At 46.0% G+C, this 22,200-nt stretch carries 17 protein-coding genes; 4 read left to right on the plus strand and 13 right to left on the minus strand.

Annotated features, from left to right (window positions below):
- Positions 1-272: 272 nt before the first annotated feature.
- Complete coding sequence (locus tag QT974_RS04465; protein ID WP_333467315.1) at positions 273-764, plus strand: GNAT family N-acetyltransferase; 492 nt, start codon at positions 273-275, stop codon at positions 762-764.
- A gap of 238 nt (positions 765-1,002) precedes the next feature.
- Here QT974_RS04465 and QT974_RS04470 read toward each other — a convergent pair whose 3' ends face one another.
- The 7 genes from QT974_RS04470 to QT974_RS04500 form a co-directional block, all read right to left on the minus strand.
- A complete protein-coding gene (locus QT974_RS04470) occupies positions 1,003-1,743 on the minus strand; it encodes an HAD family hydrolase (protein ID WP_333467316.1) in 741 nt (246 codons plus the stop codon).
- A gap of 231 nt (positions 1,744-1,974) precedes the next feature.
- The gene (locus tag QT974_RS04475) at positions 1,975-6,195 is read right to left on the minus strand and encodes a chemotaxis protein CheB (RefSeq protein WP_333467317.1); all 4,221 of its coding nucleotides are present in this window, start codon (positions 6,193-6,195) and stop codon (positions 1,975-1,977) included.
- Positions 6,196-6,611: 416 nt separating this feature from the next.
- Positions 6,612-7,835 (minus strand): 30S ribosomal protein S1, encoded by a 1,224-nt coding sequence (locus QT974_RS04480; RefSeq protein WP_333467318.1) that lies wholly within the window; start codon positions 7,833-7,835, stop codon positions 6,612-6,614.
- Between the two features lie 427 nt (positions 7,836-8,262).
- Positions 8,263-8,829, minus strand: coding sequence for a transcriptional regulator NrdR (gene nrdR, locus QT974_RS04485; protein WP_333467344.1), 567 nt, complete (start codon positions 8,827-8,829; stop codon positions 8,263-8,265).
- A gap of 366 nt (positions 8,830-9,195) precedes the next feature.
- Entirely contained in the window at positions 9,196-9,291 is a 96-nt protein-coding gene (locus QT974_RS04490) for a photosystem II reaction center protein T (protein ID WP_096830854.1), read from the minus strand.
- A 149-nt stretch (positions 9,292-9,440) separates the two neighbouring features.
- Entirely contained in the window at positions 9,441-10,970 is a 1,530-nt protein-coding gene (gene psbB / locus QT974_RS04495; protein WP_333467319.1) for a photosystem II chlorophyll-binding protein CP47, read from the minus strand.
- A 200-nt stretch (positions 10,971-11,170) separates the two neighbouring features.
- Positions 11,171-11,500, minus strand: coding sequence for a hypothetical protein (locus QT974_RS04500; RefSeq protein WP_333467320.1), 330 nt, complete (start codon positions 11,498-11,500; stop codon positions 11,171-11,173).
- 308 nt (positions 11,501-11,808) lie between these two features.
- Between QT974_RS04500 and QT974_RS04505 the strand changes: the two genes are divergently transcribed.
- Positions 11,809-13,023, plus strand: coding sequence for an RNA-guided endonuclease InsQ/TnpB family protein (locus QT974_RS04505; protein WP_333467321.1), 1,215 nt, complete (start codon positions 11,809-11,811; stop codon positions 13,021-13,023).
- A 91-nt stretch (positions 13,024-13,114) separates the two neighbouring features.
- On the opposite strand, the gene QT974_RS04510 is transcribed toward QT974_RS04505, so the two are convergent.
- Positions 13,115-15,349, minus strand: a complete 2,235-nt coding sequence (locus tag QT974_RS04510; protein ID WP_333467322.1) for a response regulator — start codon at positions 15,347-15,349, stop codon at positions 13,115-13,117.
- A 357-nt stretch (positions 15,350-15,706) separates the two neighbouring features.
- Between QT974_RS04510 and QT974_RS04515 the strand changes: the two genes are divergently transcribed.
- A complete protein-coding gene (locus tag QT974_RS04515) occupies positions 15,707-15,910 on the plus strand; it encodes a hypothetical protein (RefSeq protein ID WP_333467323.1) in 204 nt (67 codons plus the stop codon).
- A 125-nt stretch (positions 15,911-16,035) separates the two neighbouring features.
- Here QT974_RS04515 and QT974_RS04520 read toward each other — a convergent pair whose 3' ends face one another.
- The 3 genes from QT974_RS04520 to QT974_RS04530 all read right to left on the minus strand — a co-directional run bounded on the left by QT974_RS04520 (position 16,036) and on the right by QT974_RS04530 (position 20,236).
- Positions 16,036-19,323: an ATP-binding protein gene (locus QT974_RS04520; protein ID WP_333467324.1), complete on the minus strand. Its 3,288-nt coding sequence runs from the start codon at positions 19,321-19,323 to the stop codon at positions 16,036-16,038.
- Between the two features lie 473 nt (positions 19,324-19,796).
- A complete protein-coding gene (locus QT974_RS04525; RefSeq protein WP_333467325.1) occupies positions 19,797-20,006 on the minus strand; it encodes a type II toxin-antitoxin system VapC family toxin in 210 nt (69 codons plus the stop codon).
- A complete protein-coding gene (locus QT974_RS04530) occupies positions 20,003-20,236 on the minus strand; it encodes a type II toxin-antitoxin system Phd/YefM family antitoxin (RefSeq protein ID WP_333467326.1) in 234 nt (77 codons plus the stop codon). Before QT974_RS04530 ends, QT974_RS04525 begins: the two co-directional genes overlap by 4 nt.
- Before the next feature lie 194 nt (positions 20,237-20,430).
- On the opposite strand from QT974_RS04530, the gene QT974_RS04535 reads away from it, so the two are divergent.
- On the plus strand, positions 20,431-20,760 hold the full coding sequence (locus QT974_RS04535) for a transcriptional regulator (protein ID WP_333467327.1): 330 nt from the start codon (positions 20,431-20,433) through the stop codon (positions 20,758-20,760).
- A gap of 429 nt (positions 20,761-21,189) precedes the next feature.
- Here the strand turns inward: QT974_RS04535 and QT974_RS04540 are convergent, their stop codons facing one another.
- Together QT974_RS04540 and QT974_RS04545 are read right to left on the minus strand one after the other, a co-directional pair.
- Complete coding sequence (locus tag QT974_RS04540) at positions 21,190-21,684, minus strand: DUF3368 domain-containing protein (RefSeq protein WP_333467328.1); 495 nt, start codon at positions 21,682-21,684, stop codon at positions 21,190-21,192.
- Entirely contained in the window at positions 21,681-21,968 is a 288-nt protein-coding gene (locus QT974_RS04545; protein WP_333467329.1) for a UPF0175 family protein, read from the minus strand. Before QT974_RS04545 ends, QT974_RS04540 begins: the two co-directional genes overlap by 4 nt.
- Positions 21,969-22,200: the final 232 nt, after the last annotated feature.

Here is a 22,200-nt window from a genome sequence, read left to right on the forward strand (position 1 = left end):
ACAGTTGACAGTTGACAGTTGACAGTTGACAGTTGACAGTTGACAGTTGACAGTTAACTGTTAATAATTGCAGAATTAATTCAAAAAATTGTTTGACGCGCAAATTATGGCCGTAAGGTGCGCATTGCGCACCCTACATACTATGACACAAAAAATGGTTTGACGCGTGAATTATGACGGCTATGCAGCATAGTAAAAAATTGGTATAACAGTCAGCAGTCAACAGTCAACAGTCAACAGTTAACAGTCAACAGTCAGCAGTCCACCAAACCATGAAAATTCGCGACGCAGTAGAAAGCGATTTGCCAGCAATTGTCCAAATATACAACGCAGCAATACCTGGGAGAATGGCGACAGCCGACTTAAAACCAATCTCAGTAGAAAGTCGCCTCACGTGGTACGAAGAACATTCCCCCAATTCCTTACCGATTTGGGTAATGGAATCAGAACAAAATATCGTTGGCTGGCTGAGTTTTCAGCTTTTCTACGGACGCGCCGCTTATCAGCATACGGCAGAAATTAGCATTTACGTCGCGCCCGATCGCCAACGCTGCGGAATCGGACAAAAATTATTGCAATCGGCAATTGCGCGGAGTCCAGAATTGAGACTGAAAACCCTGATGGGCATAATTTTTGCTCACAATCAGCCGAGTTTAACGTTATTCGAGAAATTTGGGTTTCAGCAGTGGGGATATCTGCCGCAAGTCGCGGAACTTGATGGCGTGGAAAGAGATGTGATAATTCTGGGTTTGCGTTGTGTGTAGGGACACCGCAATGCTTTTTATCGTGTTAACTTAAGATTAAAAAACCTTTGTACCTCTTGCTTATATCCGAGGCCTGATCCCCCTAAATCCCCCTTAAGAAGGGGGACTTTGAATGCTCTTTCTTGTCCTCCCGATTATCGCGAAGACTTTGAACACTCTTGTCCCCCCCTTCTTAAGGGGGGTTAGGGGGGATCGAGACTTGGCGTAGAAGCGAGATTTTCAAGGATGTGATGTTTGCTCAATCTGCTAAAATTGTAATTTCATCAAGAGATGCGATCGCCACATCAGCTTTTTCCAAATGACTAACCCGGGCATTTCCCCAGCAAATCCCGATACAGCCAGCCGCGCCCGCATTTTTTCCCATCTGAATATCGCCCGCCGAATCTCCCACCATCAAAGTTGCGGCGGGTTCCACTCCAAGTTTTTCGCAAGCTTGCAAAAACAATCTCGGGTCGGGTTTGTGAAGCGTTGAATCGACTCCCATTTCTAACTGAATGTAGTCGGCTAATGCGTGGTGTTTCACAAATCTCTGCACCGCAGCAGTCGTAGCCGCCGAAAGAATTCCCAGTTTTAAACCCGCTTCCGAAAGAGATTTCAACACTTCCAAACTGCCGACAAATAAAGGAGAAGTCGCATTATTTTTAAACATTTCGTCTGCTTCGTCAAAAGCGCGGCGCGCAATAGTTAAAGATTCCAGCCATGCCCTGCCGGTTTCGGCGATGTATCCCGCTGCAACAATTTCGTTTTCCCGGCGACTACCGACGGCTAGCAATCCCGTGGGATCGAGGCTGCTACCTTCGATACCGAAAGCCATTTGTAAAGGCTCTCCAACGCCGGGAATTTGAGCGTCTGCGAGGCGAGCTCGTTTCATCCCCAAAAGTCTCAAAAACTGCTGAGAATCCTCTAGAGTACCGTCTTTATCAAAGATTACGGCTTGGATATTAGAGAAGGTAATGCCCCGACATTTAATACTTACCAAGAATCATAACTCCCGAATTTTTATATTTTTTTCTATCTTCTCATGTTGCGCTATTTTTGGCAATTTTTTTTAGAGCGGACGCCGGTTGAAACCGCCAGAAAGTCAAACGATGTCCGAGCTCAGAGGGACTGAAGAAAATAAGGTAATTTTAACCGGCATTCTTCAACCCGCGGAGGCGGGTTTTGTTTGTATAGACGCGGTTTCAACCGCCGAGTCTTATCTCCCAAATATTTAAAATCGTCCCGCTAAATTGGCAACAATTAATGCTAATTGATCGGGCTTCACAGGCTTGGCAATATGCTTTTGGAAACCAGCTTCGATCGCCCTTTGCCGCTCTTTATCGCTCGCATATGCAGTCAGCGCAATGGCTGGGATTGCTCCTCCGGCTTCCGCAGCAAGGTTTCGGACTTCTCGAATTAAGAAATATCCATCTTCCTCCGGCATTCCGATATCCGAGATCAGCACGTCGTATCTGCCGGGATTCTCAGTCATAGCAGCGATCGCACTTCTGGCAGATGCCACCGTCAAAACCTCGGCCCCATAGCTTTCGAGCACAAATTTTAATATCTCCCGAGTATCGATCCGATCGTCCACCGCTAGGATGTGCAAACCTTCGAGAGATGGGACGATATCGCTGGAATGGTTTACAGTCGCCATCAAAACAGTTGTTGGCTTTAAATCGATCGCCGATATCGACTCTGGAGGTAGCGATCGCAACGGCAACCTCAGAGTCATTGTAGTTCCTTGTCCCTCACCCGGACTATCCGCTTGCACCGTTCCTCCGTGCAATTCTACCAGATGGCGCACGATCGACAAACCCAATCCCAGCCCTTGATTCGCCTTAGTGCTGCTGGAATCGCCTTGATGGAAACGATCGAAAACATACGGCAACATTTCTGCCCGAATCCCTTTTCCCGTGTCGCTGACTCGAAGTTGAGCGCGATCGTCGATCGCCTCTAAGACAATTTCCATCCGTCCGCCCGCTGGAGTAAACTTAATGGCATTAGATAACAGATTCCACACAACCTGCTGCAAGCGACCAGCATCGCCTAAAACAGTCGCAGAACTGCACTGCGAAAGAATTTGAATGTTTTTGGCATCCGCTGATAATTGCACCCCGTCGATCGCATTTTGCACCACCACAACCAGATCCACCGGACTGCGATCGAGAGCGAGTTTGCCACTGGTAATCCGCGAAATATCCAGGATATCTTCGATTAACTGAGCTTGGGCGATCGCGCTGTGCTCAATTACATCTATGGCGCGATTAGTGGTTGCTTCATTCAAGTTACCCGATTGCAGCAGTTGCGCCCATGCCAGGATCGGAGTCAGGGGATTGCGGAGCTCGTGGGAGAGATTCGCCAAAAACTCATCTTTGACGCGGTTGGCGGTTTCTGCTTGTTGGCGGGCCAACTGTTCCTGCTGCAATAACTGCGATCGCTCTTTTTCCAACTGTCTGCGATCGGTGATATCCTCGATCGACAACAAAATCATTAAAGCTTGGTCTTCGCGTTCAAGTTTACAAGCATTTAGCAGCATAGTGTTCTGCCCAATCTGCTCAAATACGTGTTCTAACTCAAAGTTGTGAAGCTGAACATCACTCACCAGAATCTCTGCCAATATCGATCGCAGTTTCGGGATATTCCATTGTCCATTTCCTAATTCAAACAGCGAAATCTTCGATGTTTCTGGGGATGAAACTTGAAACGTTTCATAGAACGATCGATTGGCTGTGTTCACTTGTAGATCGGCATCCAGCACGACTAAAGGCGTTTGCACAGTTTCGACGATGGTTTCAGCATAATTTAGGGCCAAATCTAAGGTTTTGGCAGTGCGTTTGAGATCGTCAATATCGATCCAAACCACGATCGCACCGTCAATCAGATTTTCCATCGTCCGATAAGGACGAATGCGGAGGTTGTACCAATGTCCCGCTAGAGTTTTGACTTCTTGTTCTTTCGTTTGGAGAGTATCAATTACCTCCAAAATCATCGCTGACAAATCTGGAACATCCAGACTGGAGCGAATATCGCTAAAAGGTCGTCCAATATCTGTCGGAATCAGATTAAAAAGTTGCTGAGCCATTGGCGTAAAGCGTCGAATCTTTAAATCGTTTGCCAGCATTAAAATCGGGATATTGATACTGCCAAGCAAATTTATTAAGTCGTTATTGACCTGGTGTTGTTCAAGATTTCGACTGCGAAGTTCCTCGTTCGTGGTGATCAGTTCCTCGTTGGTGGCTTGAATCTCTTCTTTGGCAGTTTCTAGTTCCTCGTTGGTGCTTTGCAACTCCTCGTTGCTCGATAGGATTTCTTCGTTGGCAACTTTGAGGTCTTGGTTGAGACTTTCCTGCTCCTGAATCACCGCTTGCAGTTGCGCTTGAGCCGCAGTTTTTTCTTGGTGAGCGGTAGCAATTGCCTGCCTGAGCCGATCGATTTCACGCTCTAAATCACCTTGCTCGTAACTTTGAGAAGTAACAGTGTTGAGGTCAATCGCCGTGGGTGAAGCTTCTTCAAACAGCACCAAAAAGTAGCGTTCTTGGGCTGTTTGTGGCTCGAAGGGAATCACCTCAAAATTGACGGTACTCGATCGTCCGCCCGATTCAACAAATACCCTTTCTTTCCTAACGGTCACGTTTTGCGTTTGTGCCTGATAAATCGCCGTGCGAAGCTCAACAAGCAATCCGGGCCTTACCATTTTTAGCAAGTTTAAGTCCGCCCTCCCGGCTGCGACTCTCAAGTAAAAATCGATGTCTCCCCGCACTTGCAGAATTTTCATTTCCTCGTTGACAAGCACGCTGGCTGGGGCATAGCGATTCAAAATCAGTCGGTCAGTTTCTCGCTCTAAGTCAAAGCTATCTATTAAATTTTCTGCGTTCATTCCCTGTTGTTGAGCAGCTTTAGCGATCGGATAGGAACTCGGTGTAAACCAAAAAGTGGGACGAGTCCCCGTCAACTTTTTTGCATAAATTTTAGACCTTTTATCCACTACAGTAAATAATGATGAAAAATTGCCGGTACTCTCGGAAGTACCTAACAGGAGAAAGCCTGCTGGATTAAGACTGTAATGAAAAATCGGCATCACTTTTTTTTGCAGTGATTCTCCGAAGTAGATCAGCACATTGCGACAGCTAACTAAATCGAGATTGGAAAAAGGCGGGTCGCTACCTAAGTCTTGTCGGGCAAATACACACAGTTCGCGGACTGCTTTGCTGATTCTATAACCACCTCCTTCGACGCGAATAAAGAAGCGAGTACGTCGTTTTGCTGAAACATCTACCATCTGGTTTTCTGAGTAGAAGCCAGACCTCGCTTTGCCGATCGCCTGTTCGCCAATGTCAGTGGCAAAAATCTGGATCGGGGGCTGGATAATTTGATCGCTCAAAAACTCTAACAAACAAATGGCGATCGAATAAACTTCTTCACCTGTAGAACATCCCGCCACCCAAATCCGAATGGGAGCATTTGCTGATTTGTTTTGAGTAATCGCGGGGAAAACCAGCTCTTTTAACTTTTCAAAGGATTCGGAATCGCGGAAGAAACTGGTAACGTGGATCAGGATTTCTTCATACAAAGCTGTGACTTCAGCCGAATTTTGGATCAGGTGTGCGGCGTAATCATCCAAGCTCTCCAGCTTGTACAATACCATCCGCCGCTGGATGCGTCGAGCGATCGTGGTGCGTTTGTAGTGGGTAAAATCAACGCCTGCGGTCGATTTTAGCAGCGCAAAAATAGTTGTCAGGGCATCTCCCTGTTCGGGCGATTCCTCAACTTTTCTCAGGAGAAGCGACGAAGTGAGAAGGGGACTGCGACTATAGTTTGCCAGTTCCTCGGCAATTTTTTCCGGCGGCATAACAAAATCGACATTCCCTGTAGCAACAGCGGTATTCGGCATACTATCGAATTTTGCCGTGTCTTGACATTGAGCAAAAGTCATGCCTCCGGCTGCTTTGATTGCCTTGAGCCCCAGCGAACCGTCTCCGTCTCCCCCGGATAAAACTACGGCGATTGCTTTGTGTCCGCGATCGATCGCCAATGAGGTAAAAAACGCATCTCCCGGCATATATTTGCCATAAATTTTCTCGCGGGGTGTGAGTTTCAGCACCCCGGACGCGAGTGTCATCTTAGTGTTGGGGGGAATGATATATACCTGATTGGGTTCTACAGTCGTCCCGTCAAGCACCTGACTGACGGGCATTTCTGTCTTTGTGGCCAGGATTTCGCGCAGCAGGCTTTTGTGATCGGGGGCTAAATGCTGAATCAGCACAAAAGCCATGCCCGTATCGGCGGGTAAGTGGCCCAGAAACTCTGTGAATGCTTCCAACCCTCCCGCTGAGGCGACAATCCCAACGATCGGAAACGGGGCTTCAACGGTGTTTTGCTCTTCCTCGTCCATCGCGGGTAGTGCGCTCGATTCGGGTGTGTTTTCCAGATCGGACTGATTAGCAGTCATGGAATTCTCCGCGATACTGTGAATTACTCCCGCATTCATGGCGGGGAGGATGTCAAGCAGTCAAGTTCAATACCATAGTTATTTAGTATTTAAGACTTAACAACATAATCTCTTAATAATAGCCGATTGCCGAAGCAAAGACTAAGGAATCACAGAGGAGACGGCACCGTGCTCATAGGTGTCAACTTAAGGTACAACTCATAGTCCGGCAAGGGTTGAAACCCCGCTTAGGACTACCCTACAAATTTTCCCAATCCCTTTTGTCAACGGAAAGGATTTCAATCGATCTTCTGTCATTTTCAGCTACGCTGAAAATGACAGAAGATCGATCGGCTGATATTTATTCTTTTTTTATAAGAAATTAATTTAAAAAAAAGAGGGTGTTCCCTCCTTAATTAATAACAGTGATTGCGATATTATTCGACAGTCGCCGGAGGTATTTCTGCCGATACCTCTAATGTAGCTTCGGGTGTAGCTTCCGTGACTGGTTCGGATGTAGCTTCCGTGACTGGTTCGGATGTAGCTTCGGGTGTAGCTTCCGTGACTGGTTCGGGTGTTTCTTCCGTGACTGGTTCGGGTGTTTCTTCCGTTACTGCTGCGGTTGTTTCTTCCGTTACTGCTGCGGTTGTTTCTTCCGGCAAATCTTCTTCCATTGCTGAGGGTACATCTTCGAGTATTTCATCGGAGAGTTCATCAGAATCAGTTGCATCTACAGGAACTTCAATCCCAGCTTTAGCCTGCTTTTGAGCTAGCATTTTTTCGCGGAACTTAGCAGCCATTTCCTCAGCTTTCTCGTACACCAATTCACGATTTTTGACCATCGCTCCAGGCTCCGGTTCCAACTGTTTGGTGGAGAGAGAAATCCGGCCTCTCTCAGCATCCAAGTCAATAATCATCACCTTCACTTCGTCGTTGACATTGAAGACGCTATGAGGCGTGTCGATGTGATCGTGCGAAATTTCCGAGATGTGCAGCAAGCCGCTGACGCCGCCGATGTCGATAAAAGCACCGTAGGGCTTGATACCGCGTACTGTACCGATGACCACTTCCCCAACTTCGAGGCGGTTCATCTTCCGCTCGACTAAGGCGCGACGGTGGCTTAATACTAGGCGGTTGCGGTCTTCGTCTACCTCTAAGAATTTTAATGGCAATTCTTCGGCGACTAATTCTTCCTTCGGTTTGCGGGTGCTGATGTGAGAACCGGGAATAAAGCCTCGCAATCCTTCAATTCTGACGAGTGCGCCGCCGCGGTTGGTGGCAAATACTTGCGATCGCACCGTAGCATCTTCCGCTTGCAGTTGTCGCACTCTTTCCCAAGCCCGCATATACTCGATGCGCCGGATGGACAGGGTTAATTGTCCGTCTTCGTTTTCATCGGTGAGGATGAAAAATTCTCTGGTTTCGTTTGATTGCAATACCTCTTCAGGGCTTTCGACTCGATTGATCGACATTTCCTGAATGGGAATGTACGCTGCTGTTTTAGCACCGATATCAATCAGAGCACCCCTCGGTTCTATACTAAAAACTGTACCCGCTACTACATCGCCGGGGCTAAAGTGATAGTCATATTTGTCTAGTAGGGCTGCAAAATCCTCGTGAGTAAAGCCGATGTCTTTGACTGTGGTTTTGAGATTGACCATGCGAATAGTTTCCTAGGATTTCTCTCCTTCATGTTTTTCGTTTGTGCCGGCAGATATTAGAGATTTTGGTGAAAAAGCGGTTAACTTTTTTCAAAATATTTTACGAAAGTCAGTTTTTGCTAACTTTTGCTCTTTTGCTGGGTACACGCCAGCGCTTGCCATTACTGTTACCCTAAACTCTGCGTTAAAACGTTTAATTTTAACATTCCGAGTCAAGTAGACTATTTTGACATACTCACCGCACTTTTAGGGCGGTGATTCTTGACGTTTCACAGGGTGATGCTACAGTCGTAGTCTTACTCTCCCTCCACGTCCATTTATAGTCGTGGCCATGCCTTATCCCGACTTCTTAAATAGTATAGCAGCAGAAAGCCGTCCTAAAAGGACGGGGTTTTAGACCCTATTTTTCCGATTAATTTGAGCGAGCTTAGCTGGGAGTGGCGCAGGATGCCGGGCTTTCTCGATCGACTCCACCGACATCTGACAATTCTGGGTCAAAATCTGAGGGAGTTTCTCGCTCTTGGGCCTCTTTGGCTTGATTGAGGGGATTTTGAAGGTGATTGAGAGTATCTACAAAATCTCGGATGCCTCGAAATTGCCTGTATACCGAGGCAAAACGGACATAGGCGACTTCGCTGAGCGGGCGCAGGTGCGACAACACCAGTTCCCCAATTTCTGAGCTGGCGATTTCCCGGAGCGATCGACCTTGGAGTTGGGCTTCGATTTCTTCGGCGAGGGTTTCGAGCTGTCCGGAAGACAAGCCTGTTTTTTCGCAGGCCCGAACCAATCCTCTGACTAATTTTGACCGATCGAAAGATTCGCGCTTCCCGTCCCGCTTGATCACCGTAATCGGCACAAATTCTATGCGTTCGTAAGTTGTGAAGCGGTGCTGACAGCTCAAACATTCGCGCCGCCGACGGATGCTTTGACCTGATTCGGCTGAACGCGATTCGAGAACGCGACTATTTGTGTGTTGGCAGGAGGAACAACGCATGATTGCTAATTTTAACAGGCGTTGCCAGGAAATTGCCATTCATCTAACCGCGCGGGGTCTAATGAATGGCTGGACTAGAAAAAATACTCGGCGGCACGCAGGGCCCCGGATGCGGGTCAATTTGAGCTAGAACTACGTTCTAGACTGCTGTTTGACTACGATTGGGCCGATCTCCCTGGCGCCCCCCTTGGCTCGGGGGGAACCGGAAACTCTCTCAAAGTCCCCCGACTATCCAGGGGCGGAAATTCTTTCAAAATCCCGCTTTTTTAATGGGGATGCGAGGGGGATCGGGCCTGGGCTACAAACAAGAGATACAAAGGTTTTTAAGCCATTGTTGACAACCCTTGACCGCGGGCGTATAGCTAATTATTTGCCAATCCGAGGCGGTTCGCGAAAGGCGATCGCAAAAAATATCACGCCCAAGGCTAAAGCCAGCATCAAAATGTAAGCAACACTTTCCATGTTAAAATTTCCCTATCTTCCCTTGCCGTCTTATTTTATCTTAATTATTGCTGCTTTTCTGATTAACTAAAAAAACCCGGTTTCTTGAAGAAACCGGGTTTTTTTGCACCGGGGAACTTTCCCGGTGCCCGCGTGCCGGCGGCAAGAAACTAGAGAGATTCTTCTCTTCTGGTGGTCACGTCGCCCAGTTTTTGGAACAAGCCCCACTCGACTTGTTCTTCCAAGTCGGCCTCAACTCCAGCAAACACGTCGCGGAAAATAGTCCGAGAACCGTGCCAGATATGGCCGAAGAAGAACAGCAAAGCAAAGCAAGCGTGTCCGAAAGTGAACCAACCGCGAGTTGAAGTGCGGAAAACCCCGTCAGACTTCAAGGTTTCGCGATCGAAGTCAAATACTTCACCCTTTTGGGCGGCGCGAGCAAACTTCTTAACATCTAGAGGATTCTTAAAGGTTTGACCGTTAAGTTCGCCACCGTAGAAGCTGACAGTAACTCCGCTTTGTTCAAAGCTATATTTTGATTCAGCACGGCGGAAGGGGATGTCAGCGCGAACGACCCCATCTTTGTCTGTCAAAATGACTGGGAAAGTTTCAAAGAAGTTGGGGAGGCGGCGTACCGACAACACCCGACCGTCGCTGTCTGTAAAGACTGGGTGGCCCAGCCAAGATTTAGCGATACCGTCGCCGTTGACCATGGCGCCAGCGCGGAACAAACCGCCTTTAGCTGGTGAGTTACCTACGTAGTCGTAGAAGGCCAATTTTTCGGGAATTTTTTCGTAAGTTTCTTGGTAGCTTTGACCGGCGGCTAAGCTAGCTTGAGCTCGACGATCGATCTCTTGTTGGAAATATCCGCCGTCCCACTGATAGCGAGTCGGGCCAAAAAGCTCGATCGGAGTTGCAGCAGAACCGTACCACATCGTACCCGCAACCACAAAAGCTGCAAAGAACACAGCAGCGATACTGCTGGAAAGTACAGTTTCGATGTTACCCATCCGCAGGGCTTTGTAAAGACGTTCCGGCGGCCGCACTGTCAAGTGGAACAAACCGGCAATTACGCCGACTACGCCCGCTGCAATGTGGTGAGCCACGATGCCTCCCGGATTGAACGGATCGAAGCCCTCAGGGCCCCAAGCAGGTGCCACTGGTTGGACGTGACCGGTCAAGCCGTAGGGGTCGGAAACCCACATTCCCGGGCCGAAGAGTCCCGAAAGGTGGAATGCACCGAAGCCAAAGCAGAGCAAGCCGGAAAGGAACAAGTGAATGCCAAACATTTTTGGCAAGTCGAGGGCTGGTTCGCCAGTGCGAGGATCTCTGAAGAGTTCCAAATCCCAGAATACCCAGTGCCATACTGCTGCTAAGAACAGCAAACCAGAGAGGATGATGTGAGCGATCGCTACGCCTTCAAAAGACCAGAAGCCAGGATCGACGTTACCTTCGCCGGTGATGCTCCAACCGCCCCAAGAACCTGTGACTCCCAAACGAGTCATGAACGGTAGGACGAACATCCCTTGGCGCCACATCGGGTTCAGAATTGGGTCTGTGGGATCGAAAACAGCTAGTTCGTAAAGGGCCATCGAGCCGGCCCAACCTGCCACGAGGGCAGTGTGCATTAAGTGTACAGAAATCAATCGGCCTGGGTCATTTAAGACGACTGTGTGTACGCGATACCAGGGTAGTCCCATTGACTGCGGTTCTCCAAGGTGTAAGTGATGATGTCTATTTTGACGGAAAAATCAGATTCTGATTGCCGTGCAGTTACCTGCGGGCTTTAAATTCTGCGTTTTGCCGAATCCTTTCTACCCTCACAGGGGTGGAGGCATAAAAATGAAAGTTATTTAAAGAAGTGTATCGAGTGTTAGAACCGATTGCAATATGTTCGGCCTTACATTAATTGTGGGTGTTCGATTTCGCAGCGGGTGGCGATCGTCCCAAGGCGTTCGAGGACTTGCTCGGCATCGATCAGTCTGGTAAGGGTGACGCTGCCGATATTTTTTGCCGGATCTGCCGGGTCGGCGGGGACACAGGGTTTGACTTCTACCATGAGCACGGCGTCTTCTACGCGGTAGAGCCACATTTTTTCGTGGCGATCGCAAAGACAGAGGTTGAGCTGTTGGATGTCCGGCTGGCGCCTCCAGCCAGCTAGTGTCCACTCACCACCAACTCCCCACACGCGACCGACTTTCCAGCCGTCGGATAAGAAAAAATATTTCATAAAAAAACTCGGTAAGTGGGAAACGAGCGAGTCTTCAAACCTGAGAGGGAAACTCCAAGAGCGATTTCAATCGCCTTGAATCTTTCCCCCTTGCGGGGTTGGAGGGGTCTGGTCAGAATAGCTTCCAATTTCTTACAAGCGAGCGTGGCTTGAGCCTCGGAGTTCCTGACTTGCTGTGTGCGCTTGTTAATTATCAGAATACTGGGTTGAAAACCCCGTCCTTACAGGACGGCTTTAATTGTAAACTTTCATTGCAACGCCACATAGATTTGTGCTGGAGAAAGTAGCATAAGGTGGGAGGTCTAGCTATGCTAGTTTTTGAGTTCAAAGCTTACGGAAAATCGAGTCAGTTTGCAGCAGTAGACGAAGCAATTCGTACAGCACAATTTGTCCGCAATAGCTGTTTGCGCTATTGGATGGACAACCCAAAAGTTAACAAATACGACTTGAACAAATACTGCGCTGTCTTAGCGAGCCAATTCTCTTTTGCTGACGAACTCAATTCCCAAGCCAGGCAAGCTAGCGCTGAACGAGCTTGGTCTGCTATCTCTCGATTTTACGAAAACTGCAAGAAAAAAACTCCTGGCCTAAAAGGATACCCGCAGTTTCAGAAAGATTGCCGTTCGGTTGAGTATAAATCGACTGGGTGGAAGCTCTCATTCGATCGAAAGTCAATTTCTTTTACTGATAAAAAAGGAATCGGACGACTGAAGTTAAAAGGAACGCGGGATTTACACTTTTACCAAATAGATCAAATCAAAAGAGTAAGATTGGTAAAGCGTGCGGATGGTGTTTACGTTCAATTCTGTATTGATGTTGTCCGAAAAGAAAATACAGAGCCTTCGGGAAAGACGCTCGGCTTAGACGTAGGTCTCAAGGAATATTACACTGACTCCAACTCAGTAACGGTTCAAAATCCCAGATTCCTCAGAATTGGTGAGAATGTTCTCAAGCGTTCCCAAAGAAGAGTTTCTCGGAAAGTAAAAGGCTCAAAGAATCGAGGCAAAGCCAGACGAATTCTGGGCAAGCGCCACCTCAAAATAAGCAGGCAGCGTAAAGACCACGCAATTAAACTTGCACGGTGCGTAATCTCATCAAACGATGTAGTGGCTTACGAAGATTTGAGGATTAAGAATATGGCGAAGAATCACTGTCTGTCAAAGTCAATTAACGACGCATCTTGGTATCAGTTTCGCATCTGGCTGGAATACTTCGGTAAAGTATTCCAGAGAGTGACGGTGGCGGTAAATCCGCAATACACTAGCCAAGAATGTTCTAGTTGCGGTGCGATTGTGAAGAAAACACTATCGACTAGAACCCACATTTGCAGGTGTGGGTGTAGATTGGATAGAGATTTTAACGCAGCTAGAAACATCCTGAGTCGGGGATTGGGTACGGTGGGGCACACCGGAACCTTTGCATTAAATGCAAGCAACGCTTTGGGAGAATCAACCTCTACTGGTGGTGGAGAAATCCTCCCCCAGCAAGTTGACTCTATGAACAAAGAATCCTCGTCCTTTTAGGACGGGGAGTGTCAATTTTTGTTATAGCAGAAGGAATGAGGAATAAGTCTTGTAGGCTTTTGGCCCGATCGCACCGACACTACAAACTCAACTAATGCTCGATCGCAACAGTCTCCGGCCCGCAAGTTACTGGTTGTAAAGGAATCTTGACAACAAACTCTGTGCCTTTCCCGGGAGCAGAGATACAACTAATTTCACCGCCATGTTGTTCGACAACAATTTGATGACTGATCGATAAACCCAATCCCGTGCCGCTCCCGACAGGTTTTGTGCTAAAAAACGGGTCAAACATTTTTTTCTGCACTTCTTCGCTCATCCCCATACCGTTGTCAGCAATCCGGATCACCGCGAATCGATCGACCAGAGTCTGGGGAGCAATTGCCATTGAATGCTGAGTATCAGTTTTTGCCTCTACGCCTTTGTTACACCTGCTGGATTCTGCTGTTTCCAGCTCAGTCTGAATCACAATTTTCGGATAAGGTTGAGTTTCTAGGGCGTCAATGGCATTGTTGAGCAAACTGGCAAATACCTGATTCAACTGACTGCTGTAACACGCAACTGGTGGCAGGTTGCCGTAGTTTTTAATCAGTTCAATCTCTTGACCAGCAATGCTGCCCTTGCGGCTTTTGGTAATACCTTTGCCGCGGGTAACGTCCATCACAAATTGCAGCGTTCGATCGGCAACTTGATTGATGTTTACTTGTTTAATGCCTACTTCATCAAGTTTTGCAAACAACTTTAATGAGTCAACAATCTGTTGGATGCGCGATGCTCCCGATTCAATTGATTGCATCAGCCGCGACCAATCTTTTTGGATGAAATCTAAATCTAAATCCTGAGCTACTTGTTGTATTTCTGCTCCTGGATCGGGATATTTGGCTTGGTAAAGTGTCAGGAGATTGTTGAGGTCTTGGAAATAGTGGCGAGCGGGATTGATATTGCCCAAAATAAAACTATTGGGATTGTTAATTTCGTGGGCAACTCCTGCCACCATTCGCCCGAGACTAAACATTTTTTCGGTTTGGATCAGTTGGGCTTGGGTGCGTTTTAAGTCGTTTAATGTTAATTCTAATTGAGCAGATTTTTCTCGTTCCCGCAGTTCGCTGTTTCGCAGTTCAATTTCGGCTTGTTTGACAGCGGTGATATCGCGGCCCACGGTCAAGACGGATGCAATTGTCCGATCGCGCCCAAATTCAGGAACCGCACAAACTTGATAGAATTTTCTGCCAAACTTGGTGAGACAGTTAAACTCAAAGCAATGTTCGGTGCCGTTAGCGAACACGGCGGACACATTTGTTTCAAACACCTCGGCCACTTCTGCGGGCATTTCTAATTGTCGGTAGGTTTTACCTCGGAAGATTTCGGCGGGGATTTCTGTGACTGATGCGACTGCTGGATTGACGTAAAGGTGGCGCAGTTTGCTGTCAAATCTGGCAATGATATCTGGGGAATTTTCCGCTAAAGCCCTGAATTCTTGTTCCCGGCGGTATAACGTTTCTTGAGCCCGCTTTTGCTCGGTAATGTCGTAAGTCATCATCAGAATGCAGTTGGTGTCACCAATGCTAATAATTTCTGCTGATATGAGGACAAATTTGATTTGGTCGAACTTGGTACGAAACTGGAATTCTTGTTTGTAAATAGCGCCGGATATGTGCAAAAGTTGGCAGAAACGATCGCGATCGCCCAAATTTTCCCATAAATTGATTTGGCGATCGGTTTTTCCCAAGATTTCTTCGGGAAAATAGCCAGTGAGGTTGCAAAAGCTCTGGTTGACTTCCATCAAGTAGCCCTCTTCCAAGGTGGCGATTGTCATGGCGGCGGGGCTGCTGCGAAAAGAAGAGGCAAATTTTTCTTCGGAAAAGCGCAGCGCTAACTCGGCTAACTGGCGCGATCGCACTTCCGCTCGCAGCAGCGTATTTTGTTGTTCTAATTGTTTGGTGAGGTTGCGCAGTTGCAGGTGCACGTTGATCCGGGCGATCGCCTCTTCGTATTGCAGCGGTTTGGTGATGTAGTCTACTGCGCCCAAAGTCAAGCCTTTAACTTTATCTCCCATCTCTGCAAGCGCACTCATAAAAATAATCGGAATGTCTTTAACTTGTTCTAAAGCTTTCAGGCGGCGGCAAGTTTCAAATCCGTCTATTCCCGGCATCATAATATCTAGCAAAATCAAATCTGGCAAAATTTTCTCAACTCTGTGCAGGGCTTTTTCTCCTGTCGTCGCGACAAAAATCTCAAAGCCGTATTCCACCAAAAAATAAGAAAGAATATTAATATTATCCGGTTGGTCGTCTACGATTAATACTTTGCTTTTCGTTTGAGAGTGCATATTTTTTTTAAGTTGAGTTAAAATGTAATTAACAGCCACTAAGCTGACCTGAGGTACTCGCTCTCAATCGGAAAGCCGAAATGTTGCCTCGCTCTTACCCTTTGCCAGTTTTGCGTGTTAATTCTTACAATCAAAGTGTGTGTGACAGAGGGAAGCAATATCTCGATTATATAATACTATTTATCTTAAAAATTTGCTTGAGGTTCATATTGAATTTAGAATCGGGACAAGTAAGAACCAACAATAAATTAATACACCCCCTGGTAGAGAGCGTTCCTAATTTAACATTGAATTAAGTGAATTTACTGATAAAAAACCGAGTTGCTGGCTGGGTTGAGCAAAAAATATTTTCTTTGATTGCGAACTAAAAATGCGAGTGAAGTGCCAGAAATGGCGATCGCGGCCCATTGCAGTGCTGGCGTTGCAGTTGCGATCGCTTACATATTTTCCCGTCATTTTGGGAATATTTGTAGTTTAATCTGGCTCGCTATGAACAAATACGCTTGGCTCAACAGTTTTTTGTCTGAAGAGAACGTCCGCACGAAGCAAATTGTTTTATAGACTGAACAGTCTTAAGCCAAGCATATTGCATCATAGCTATTTTTCCGGTAATTACGTTTAATGATTGAGATAGCTCGTTGCTAAATCAGATTGTCAGGACTCTGACTCGAAACATCAAACAAATTTTATCCGCCCGGATTGAAGCAAGGCTCAATTAATTTAACGATCGCCTCATCGTCGTAGCGATCGACTAAATGCCAAATTTTCCGAGCAAATACGGCGTAGGCGGGATTTAGCTCTTGCAGTCGCTGCGCTTCGCGTTTAACCTGCTCGAAATTACCGATTTGAGCGCCTTGGTACAAACCGAGCAACTCTTCGCCAGGAGGCATTTCTAGGTGTTCGGAGCCGATCGCCAATTCAGCCACAGCACGCGCGGCGCAGCTATTTTCTCGGGAATCTCCCGCAGCCTCAAAAATCCAAGTCAGTCCCAGATAATTTTGTATTTTAGCCAAAAAATCGTCGATTTGAAAAAATTTACTGATAAAATCGTTATAACCTATTTCCTGTTGCTTTTCCAACTCCAACTCGAACAGCCCGCTAGTAGCAATCAAGATGGGCGTCTCCCGAAACATTGGCAAACGGCGCAATTGAACGCAGAGTTCAAAACCGCTGATTCCGGGCATCAACAAGTCAGCAATAATTAAATCAGGTTCCTGGGAAATCGCTATTTCTAAACCTATTTCACCAGAATCAGCCTCAATTAACACAAAACCGAGCGGCGCTAAAATATCGACTATCAAACAGCGATTTTCTGGGCTATCGTCAACAAGTAAAATTTTGCGCTGTTTGCCTTGATAACCTGTAATCAGGGGTTGTGGCTGCGGGGGCGAAACTGATTCGATCGAATCGGCGATCGGCAATTCAATTTCAAACCAAAACGTACTCCCAACGCCCCAAGAACTTTCGACTTTGAGTTCGCTTCCCATCAACGAAACTAAGGTTTGGGCGATGTTTAATCCCAAACCCGTACCTTCTGTTTTCTGCCCCAAATCGCCCGCTTGTTCAAAAGGCAAAAATATCCTTTCTATGGCATCGCTAGCAATTCCAAGGCCTGTATCTTTAACTTGAAATCTAATTTTCACAATTGAGAAGTCGGGACTTGCATTAAATGCAAAATTCGGTTTGCAGGCTGGATTTAATCTGCCTAAAACAGGTTGAATGTTCTCGATCGCTTCTACTTTGAAACTCACACTACCTCGCTCTGTAAATTTAATCGCGTTACTTAACAAATTTAGGAGAATCTGACGCAACTTTTTTTCATCTACAGACACAAAATCAGGAATATTGGCTGCTATTTGGGAAACTAAAACCAGGTTTTTTTCTTCAGCTTTGAGCTGAAATATTTTATAAATATCGCTGAGAAAAGCCGGAAAACAAACATCGTTAGCAATTAAATCGATTTTTTCAGCTTCAATTTTAGCCAAATCTAAAATATCATTAATTAAAGTCAGCAACTGAGCACCGCACTGCTGCACCATGCGAATTCGATCTTTGTTAGTGGGAGAAAAATCTGGCTGTCGGGAAAGTATTTGAGCGTAGCCGAGAATGGCATTGAGGGGAGTGCGCAACTCGTGGCTCATATTAGCTAGAAACGCATTTTTCGCAAGGGATGCGACTTCGGCGACTTCTTTTGCGCCTTGAAGTTCGGCAGTGCGATCGCTCACCTTTTGCTCTAAAGTGCGATTGTAGTCATTTAGTAACTTTTCGGCGTTTTTGCGATCGGTGATGTCTTGAAAAGCGGCGATTGCGCCGATAATGTTGCCAGCTTCATCAAACAGCGGCGTGCTCAAAACTTCTAAAGGCACTGTGCGATCGGGCAAACTAATTTCTACGTCTTCCACCCTCACCGTTTCTCCTTTGAGCGATCGGGCGACAGGCAGTTTTTTGAATTGATATAATTCCTTAGTTCCTGCCTTAAAAACTCCGGCTACTTGTGGAACTTGGCCGATGATAGCTTGTGCCAAAGTATCCATATCTACTAACTGCCTTCCGATCTGATTTAGGTAAATCAGTTTTCCGGTATTTTCATGAACTGATACTCCCACTGGCATAGCTTCGAGGATTTGTTTTACCCTGTCTTCACTCTCGGTTAAGTTAGCATTTAAAGATTGCAGCGAGTTGAAAGCAGATTGCAATTCTTCTGCCATCTTATTAAACGATTTTGCCAATTTCCCGACTTCATCATTGCGGTCAATCTCGACAGTTGTATCCCATTCATTGTTAGCTAGAGCTTTAGCGGCAGTATTTAATCGCAAAATTGGCTGGATTATCCAGTTTGCTGTGAGAATGCCGACAACAATTGCTCCGACCAAGGCGGCAGTACACAGTATAATTGTGGTGCGATTGTTGGCTTCAACTTCTACCATAAAGTCAGATTCCGGGATGACGATCGCAATCAACCAATCTAAACCGAAATTATCCCGGTAAGGTACTACCTTGAGCAGTTGCCGTTTCCCGTCAATTTCAAACTTCAGCGTTTGAATATTTTGAATTTGGGCAAAGCTGCCAAAGCGATCGGTTAAATATCGAGCTGTGGCGCGGATCGCAGCATTTGGGCTTGCCGTTGATTTTAATCGATTAAACTGCTGGTTGCTAAAAGTATAGGGATTGTCGGGGCCGGAATTGGCTACTAACAATCCGCTGCGCTCGACAATAAAAATTTTTGCCGACTTGCTAATTTTTAGGTTGTTGAGAAAAGAGCCGATTTTGGTAATATTGAGATTTACAGAAAAGACTCCCAGCAGTTCCTTTGTAATCTCATCGTAAATCGGTCGATTCGCGTTAATTGCTAAATTTATATTGTTACCCACAGTAAAAATCTTGCTCCAGGTTGATTTTCCCGCAGCTTTAGCAGCTTTGTACCACGGTCTTTTTGTGGCATCAGGTTGTCGAAAAGTTTTGTTAAGTTTAGTTCTATTACCTAGGGAATCTGGAACATACATATTAATGATGCCCTTATCCAACTCATCCGATCGCATAATCAGCTCCTGTCGGATAGTGCGATCGCTTCCCACGAAGTCTCCCTGTTTGCTACCAAAAATAATGGTTGTCGGCGATTCAAACTGTTTGAGTTGAAACAAAAGATAGCGTTCGAGTTGCGGTAAATTTTGTAAATTTATGCTTTTTTGGCGCACCGCATCCGCGTTAATGCGGTTGATTAAATGGGGTGCGGACAGATATGTATCGAGGTAATGCGTGACGCGATCGCCAATTTGTACTGTTAGCTGGTTTGCCAGATTGTCAACCGCCTTTTCGCCGTTTTTGTAGGAAAGATAGCCTACCAGCCCCACAGTCCCCACAATCTGTAGCACGAAGGGAACAATCAGTACCGCGCAGAGCGGCGTTTTTTTCAGGGTTGCAGTTAGGCGATTCCCTACGGTATAGCTACACTTCACGACCTTTTTAATTGACATCAGGATAAAACCGCAGGTAATAAGCTGCTCTACATTTAAATTGTATGGTAAAAAAAATCAAACTTTTGTGGGGAGTAAGGGTTGGGCCTCCCTGAATATACAATTTAAATGTGCGATAGCTTAGGAATGAAAATTAAATAACTTACAATCTTTATTGTGATTGTGGGATGGGCGGGAGAGCCCGTCCCACAATAAGAGAGTGTAAATTATTTAATTCGCGATAGCTTAGCTCAGGGAAGGAGTTCGCGATCGATCGACTCTTCAAAGTTGTTTGCGGTGTGCAAAATTTTGGATTAGCTGAGAGTATTTAGGCAAGTAGCTTGGGTTAGGCTGGCATCGACGGTGGCGAGGGTTAGTCCGTAATGAACGGCGGTGGCGGCAATGAATCGATCTGCGGGGTCTTGGTGTATTAGATCTAGTTGACGGCTCAGAATCGCAATTTCATTAGTGAGGATTGCTTCTTTTGTGTCGAGTTATTGTAGGCTTTTTTGAATCCATTTTTCTGGTGTGGGTTCTAGGGTTAATCTTCCTTTTTGGGGGAGTAGTAGGGTTTCCCAAATGCTAATGGGACTTAACCAAAGTTCGTTTTCTTCGTTAGCGATCGCCATTTGTAAAGTGATTGACAGGCGAGGATTCCCAAGACGATACCAGAGCCAAATGTGGGTATCTAGTAAGAGTTTCATGACAGGACATCCCAAGTTACGATGTTAGAGGTTGGCTCGATGATATCTCCGATAATTTTGCCGCTATCTTTGGCAGATCCGAAGGCTGCTCGTTTACTTTTTTTGATGGGGGAGATAATGGCAACAGGGCGATCGTTTTGGGCGATGGTGAGGGGTTCGCCTGTTTGTATGGCTTGGGTGAGTAGGGCTTGGATGGTTTCGGGAAGGTCGGAAAGGGCGATCTGTGTCATGGTGTTAGTGGGGTTAGGGCATAGGGACGTGCACATAAATATTGTTACTCGATCGACTATCACCTATAATATGCTATCTAAGGCATAATCGATACAAATGACATGGAACATTGAGTTTCAATCTGATTTTTACTCTGAGTTTACCGATAGTAGATTTACCGATCGTGTGAATAAATTAATGGAGTCCGAAACAGATGACAATTAGCCTGAAGACTATTATGGAAAATTTGCCTCCCGAACAACGAGCAATAGTCGAAAAGCGATCGGTTGAATTAATGGCTGAAGAAATGACATTGCAAGATTTACGAAAAGCGAGGAAATTCACTCAGATTCGCATGGCAAAATTATTAAATATGCGTCAAGAAAATGTCTCGCGACTCGAACGCCGTGCGGATTTGTTGGTATCTACTTTGCAAAGTTATATCGCGGCAATGGGTGGGGAGTTGTCATTTGTCGTAGAATTTAAAGATAGACCACCAGTGAAAATTACTGGATTAACATCGATGTTTGAAGAAGGAAGCTAGACTAATGAAGAGGAAGAGTTTTGATTGACGAACACCTGTTGTTTGAGTGCGATCGAGCGCGTCTTCAAAGTTGTTTGCGGTGTGCAAAATTTTGGATGAGCTGAGAGTATGAGGTTGGCTAGATGATATCTACGATAATTTTGCTGCGATCTTTGGCAGAACCGAAGGGTGCATCTCACTTTTGAGGCCTGAAGAAGCATGACCGCAGATAAGTTATTAGTTATAATCCCATATTGAACGCGGTCATGCTTCGCCCCTACAAACATATTTGCCAAAATGAGATGCACCCGAACCGAAGGCCGATCGTTTACTTTTTTTGGATGGGGGAGATAATAGCAACAGGCCGATCGTTTTGGATGAACAATCTGAGTCTTATCAAAAATGCTGAGAAAATTGCATTATACTTTTTATAACCCCGGTACTTACTCATTAATTTTCCCCCATTTCCTGAGCCAAAATTAAAACCCGTTCGTAAAGCCGATCCGAAATCCTCGTTCCCTGTGCCTGCATCTCCTCTAAAACATCCCGCACGCTTCCCAACAAACCCCGACTCTTTGCTAACAACAAAACACCCATTGTCCCAATTAACGGCAACTTTCTCGCCGCCGCTACCCGTCTCGCCGCTTTTTCATCAATCAATAATTGGGCTGCGTTCATTTCTTCTGCTAAAGCGATCGCTTCCGATTCCCCCAAGTCCAAATTAAACGACCCTTGTAAATCCTCAACCACTTGCCGATTATTGACTGTTACAACCTCTAACCAAGACAAATTTTGTACGAGTTTAGCTGCTGGATGCTGACCGACCTGGAGTTCATCAAACACCCCCTTCGGAATCACAACTTTCCCAAAAAGTAGAGGCAATAAATCTAAACGATCGACCTTAGCTAATTCACTAATAGGTGTAGTATCGGAGACAATAATCATTTAAACCCCTGCCGCTCTAACATCAACTCTGCCTGTTGCACCTCTTGACGAATTTCTTCCAAATTTTGCGAATCATCAAACATAGAAATTCCCCATTTTTTCATCATTTCGATAATTTTAAGGCGAGAAACTCCTAAAATTTTCCCCGCTCGTCCGCTTGTAATTTCTCCTACCTCTAATAACGCCATTACATAACCCTCTTTCGCTTTCTGTAAAGCCTTTTGCCGAACCTCAGCAGAAAGATGAATGCTTTCTAATTGCTCGTCTAAAATCATCAAAGTCATTTTCTAAATCTCCCAAACCTACATTTTTATTTTAGTTCCTCGAACCACATCTCCCAACATCGACATAATATCCGCCTTTCAAGATTTAATATCTCGCTCGATTGCCTCCCTAAATATTGTTACTCGATCGACTATTGTCTATAATAGACTATGCAAGGCATAATTTACTCAAATAACACCGACAAAAACACCATATTCGATCGATAACGCTCCGACTTAACCTCTCAACTGA

This window comes from Microcoleus sp. BM001215392 (assembly GCF_036700185.1).
GTDB lineage: Bacteria > Cyanobacteriota > Cyanobacteriia > Cyanobacteriales > Microcoleaceae > Microcoleus.

Bases quoted from the DNA above. Each gene is read 5' to 3' on its own strand.
- QT974_RS04465 (WP_333467315.1), top strand. From the start codon at position 273: ATGAAAATTCGCGACGCAGTAGAAAGCGATTTGCCAGCAATTGTCCAA.
- QT974_RS04475 (WP_333467317.1), bottom strand. From the start codon at position 6,195: ATGACTGCTAATCAGTCCGATCTGGAAAACACACCCGAATCGAGCGCA.
- QT974_RS04480 (WP_333467318.1), bottom strand. From the start codon at position 7,835: ATGGTCAATCTCAAAACCACAGTCAAAGACATCGGCTTTACTCACGAG.
- nrdR (WP_333467344.1), bottom strand. From the start codon at position 8,829: ATGCGTTGTTCCTCCTGCCAACACACAAATAGTCGCGTTCTCGAATCG.
- QT974_RS04490 (WP_096830854.1), bottom strand. From the start codon at position 9,291: ATGGAAAGTGTTGCTTACATTTTGATGCTGGCTTTAGCCTTGGGCGTG.
- psbB (WP_333467319.1), bottom strand. From the start codon at position 10,970: ATGGGACTACCCTGGTATCGCGTACACACAGTCGTCTTAAATGACCCA.
- QT974_RS04500 (WP_333467320.1), bottom strand. From the start codon at position 11,500: ATGAAATATTTTTTCTTATCCGACGGCTGGAAAGTCGGTCGCGTGTGG.
- QT974_RS04505 (WP_333467321.1), top strand. From the start codon at position 11,809: ATGCTAGTTTTTGAGTTCAAAGCTTACGGAAAATCGAGTCAGTTTGCA.
- QT974_RS04510 (WP_333467322.1), bottom strand. From the start codon at position 15,349: ATGCACTCTCAAACGAAAAGCAAAGTATTAATCGTAGACGACCAACCG.
- QT974_RS04520 (WP_333467324.1), bottom strand. From the start codon at position 19,323: ATGTCAATTAAAAAGGTCGTGAAGTGTAGCTATACCGTAGGGAATCGC.
- QT974_RS04525 (WP_333467325.1), bottom strand. From the start codon at position 20,006: ATGAAACTCTTACTAGATACCCACATTTGGCTCTGGTATCGTCTTGGG.
- QT974_RS04530 (WP_333467326.1), bottom strand. From the start codon at position 20,236: ATGACACAGATCGCCCTTTCCGACCTTCCCGAAACCATCCAAGCCCTA.
- QT974_RS04535 (WP_333467327.1), top strand. From the start codon at position 20,431: ATGACAATTAGCCTGAAGACTATTATGGAAAATTTGCCTCCCGAACAA.
- QT974_RS04540 (WP_333467328.1), bottom strand. From the start codon at position 21,684: ATGATTATTGTCTCCGATACTACACCTATTAGTGAATTAGCTAAGGTC.
- QT974_RS04545 (WP_333467329.1), bottom strand. From the start codon at position 21,968: ATGACTTTGATGATTTTAGACGAGCAATTAGAAAGCATTCATCTTTCT.